We start from the raw sequence: 3041 nt of genomic DNA, 5'->3' as shown, positions 1-3041 counted from the left end.
TACCAATTACCAATTACCAAAACTACTAATTAGACTTCTCTTGTAGCGCATCCTTCGCTGATACTCCATCCCCCTCAACTCCAAAATACCAAAGACTTGCCGCCGCCTCTGCACGACTAACAGATTTATTAGGCTGAAACAGGGTTGTAAAACCAAAAACTCGACGAATATTAGCTAAATCTCCATTATTGAAATCAGCTAAAACTGCTCGTGCAGCACCCGTATCAATCTTCGAGGTATCTTGAAAACCCCACCTTTCTTTCACCGCATCAATATTAGCTGAAGGCAAAGCTTGACGAGTATCCAGAGGTACTTTCCAGAGCATCATCGCCGCACGAGTTAAAGAATCATTTGGTCGAAACTTGACATTTTTAGTATCCCCAGAAAGGGAACTAGGAATTAAACCCGCTTCTGCCAAACCTTGAATTGCTGGAAAATCAGGATCGGTTTTCGGGACATCAGTAAAAGCCGCAGTAGTGGATGTTATCGCTAGCCGAATTTGTTTCGCTGGACGATTAGCATAAATCTTATTATTAGCCGCTACCAGCCAGCGTGCATACTCGCGGCGAGTAATAGTTTTGTTAGGTTCCGGTAAGGTATTGGTAATATCTGAACTCTGATTTTGCGACTGCAATTTCAACACGCCTAACTCGACTACCTCAGCTACATACTGACGCAATTCTTGAGGCACTTCGCTTTGCTCCTGTGTCACTTTTGGTGTTGATATAACTTTATTGTCTAAATTAGGAGAAGCAGAGGCATTTGGCGAAGGCGAAGGATTGGTAATGGCGGGAGAATTACTCGGTTCTGGTGTGGTAGCAATTTCCTGAGAATCTTTGCCGTACTCGATCGTAAATTCTGTAGCCACACCCGATTTCTGATTAGGTACAAACGATACAACGACACGCAAATTATTCTTAGTTGCCGTCAATTTTCCTTGTTCATCTTCAGTAGGTGGTAATTTAATTTCCCATTTTTGACGTTGAAATTCTGTCTGATAATAATTCTGAATGTAGTTGCTGGGATCGGTGCTTTTCCAACGAAGTTGTACCTTATCTTCAGTGGGATTATTTAGCTTAGTAACTTCGAGCAACTCAGCATTAGTATAAAGTGGAATTTCATTGGGAAAATCAGGCGGTAACTTAGCAGTTGAGGTATTAGATTGGTTAGTAGCAAGAGGTGGCGGCGTGGGTACTCTCAAGCTAGCGGGACTTTCCTGAAGTTGGGGATCGGCGGCCAAAGACTCCTCAAGTGCCTTACTATTAGGACTATTGGCACAAGCCGTCAACGAGGCTAGCAAAAATATGGTTAAGCTGGCATTGGCAGCGTGACTTTGAATCCTGACCAAATATTTCGAGGATCTAAGCCATCGAGTAAATATAGTATCCACAATATCCCCTCATTACCTATCTCTTTAAGGCTAGCGTAAATATTCACCCTGGATGCGATCGCCAGATTTCGAGGTCTGTCCCTTGTGGTTGACATCGCTTGTAATTCATTTTTATTTGTTGAGTTTTATGAAAAAATTCAGAACTAGGTACAGAACGTGCTAAAATCAGCCACACTTCATGGAGGTGCTTAAATCTCTGGAAAAGATTGTCAGTACCATCGGATTTAATTTTTTAATAAGGCATCTATGGAATTTAGCCTGATTCTTTCCAATATTCTCAACCCTCCAGTGTTGTTCTTTTTTGTAGGATTGGCAGCCGTTTGGCTCAAGTCAGATTTAGAAATTCCCCAGCCATTGCCAAAACTATTTTCTCTCTATCTCCTGTTTGCAATTGGCTTCAAAGGTGGTCACGAAATTATTGAGAGTGGCGTAAATTTGGAAATTGGATTTACTCTTTTAGCCGCAATGTTAATGGCTTGCATAGTACCAATTTACTCATTTTTTATCTTAAGAATCAAGCTAGATGTTTATAATGCAGCAGCGATTGCTGCTACCTACGGATCTATCAGTGCTGTCACTTTTATTACTGCCAGTGCGTTACTAACGAAATTAAATCTGAGTTTTGGCGGGCACATGGTTGCAGCTCTTGCTCTGATGGAATCTCCAGCTATTGTCATCGGCATCTTTTTAGTGCGTTTGTTTATCGATAAGCAAGAGAGCGAAACTGAAACCGTTGAGCAAATATCTTGGATTGAGGTATTGCGAGAAGCCTGTCTGAATGGCTCGGTATTTTTGTTAGTAAGTAGTCTAATTATCGGATTACTGACTGGCGACAGTGGTTGGCTAAAAATTAAGCTTTTTGCTGACGACTTGTTTTACGGGATATTGTGTTTTTTCCTTTTAGATATGGGATTGATTGCAGCCCGCCGGATTAATGACTTAAAGCAAGCTGGATCGTTTGTAATTGGCTTTTCCGTGGCAATGCCTTTGTTAAATGCTCTGATTGGGATCGGAATAGCAAAGCTTTTAGGTCTGTCTGTAGGCAACGCCCTACTTTTTGCGGTATTATGTGCAAGTGCATCCTATATAGCGGTGCCTGCTGCAATGCGGATGAGTGTACCTGAAGCAAATCCAAGTTTATATATATCAATGGCACTAGCATTGACCTTTCCATTTAACATTATCATTGGTATTCCGGTGTATTTACAGATTATTAACCAATTTTGGAATTGAATTTAATGGATACGATTAAGCGCATCGAAATAATTGTTCCCGCAATCGAACTCAAGCCTGTGGTGAAACGGCTAGAAAAACTTGGGATTACTAAGTACAATATCATTCGCCAAGTGATAGGAAGGGGGGAGTTTGGGGAATCCAGCGACGATCTCGATGCCCAATTAAGTAGCGTGTATATCTTGACAACTTGTTTAGGTGGAGAGGAAGATGCGGTGTTTTTAGAATTGCAACCGATTCTGCAAAAGTTTGGTGGTGTATTTTTGGTATCAGATGCCGTGTGCTATCGGTGTTAAGAAGAAGATGGAAAATGGGGAGATGGGGAGCAACTTAATCAATTAAAAATTAAAAATGCAAAATTAAAAAAAATGCAAAATTAAAAATTGTGAGATTTAATTTTTAATTTTTAATTTTTAAC

General features: G+C 40.6%; 4 protein-coding genes. 2 read left to right on the top strand and 2 right to left on the bottom strand.

The features are described from left to right. Positions 1-25: 25 nt before the first annotated feature. Complete coding sequence (locus PN499_RS07350) at positions 26-1348, bottom strand: S-layer homology domain-containing protein (RefSeq protein WP_272031065.1); 1323 nt, start codon at positions 1346-1348, stop codon at positions 26-28. Next, positions 1309-1485, bottom strand: coding sequence for a hypothetical protein (locus PN499_RS07345; RefSeq protein WP_272031064.1), 177 nt, complete (start codon positions 1483-1485; stop codon positions 1309-1311). Before PN499_RS07345 ends, PN499_RS07350 begins: the two co-directional genes overlap by 40 nt. A 151-nt stretch (positions 1486-1636) precedes the next feature. On the opposite strand from PN499_RS07345, the gene PN499_RS07340 reads away from it, so the two are divergent. Continuing rightward, positions 1637-2623 carry a sodium-dependent bicarbonate transport family permease gene (locus tag PN499_RS07340; protein WP_272031063.1) on the top strand — a complete coding sequence of 329 codons (987 nt, stop codon included), beginning with the start codon at positions 1637-1639 and terminating at the stop codon, positions 2621-2623. A 5-nt stretch (positions 2624-2628) separates the two neighbouring features. Next, entirely contained in the window at positions 2629-2919 is a 291-nt protein-coding gene (locus PN499_RS07335; RefSeq protein WP_272031061.1) for a P-II family nitrogen regulator, read from the top strand. The last annotated feature ends 122 nt before the right edge of the window (positions 2920-3041 follow it).

Origin of the sequence: Kamptonema animale CS-326 (assembly GCF_028330895.1) — a bacterium.
GTDB lineage: Bacteria > Cyanobacteriota > Cyanobacteriia > Cyanobacteriales > Microcoleaceae > Kamptonema > Kamptonema formosum.
This window is presented reverse-complemented; position numbering and strand designations above follow the sequence as displayed.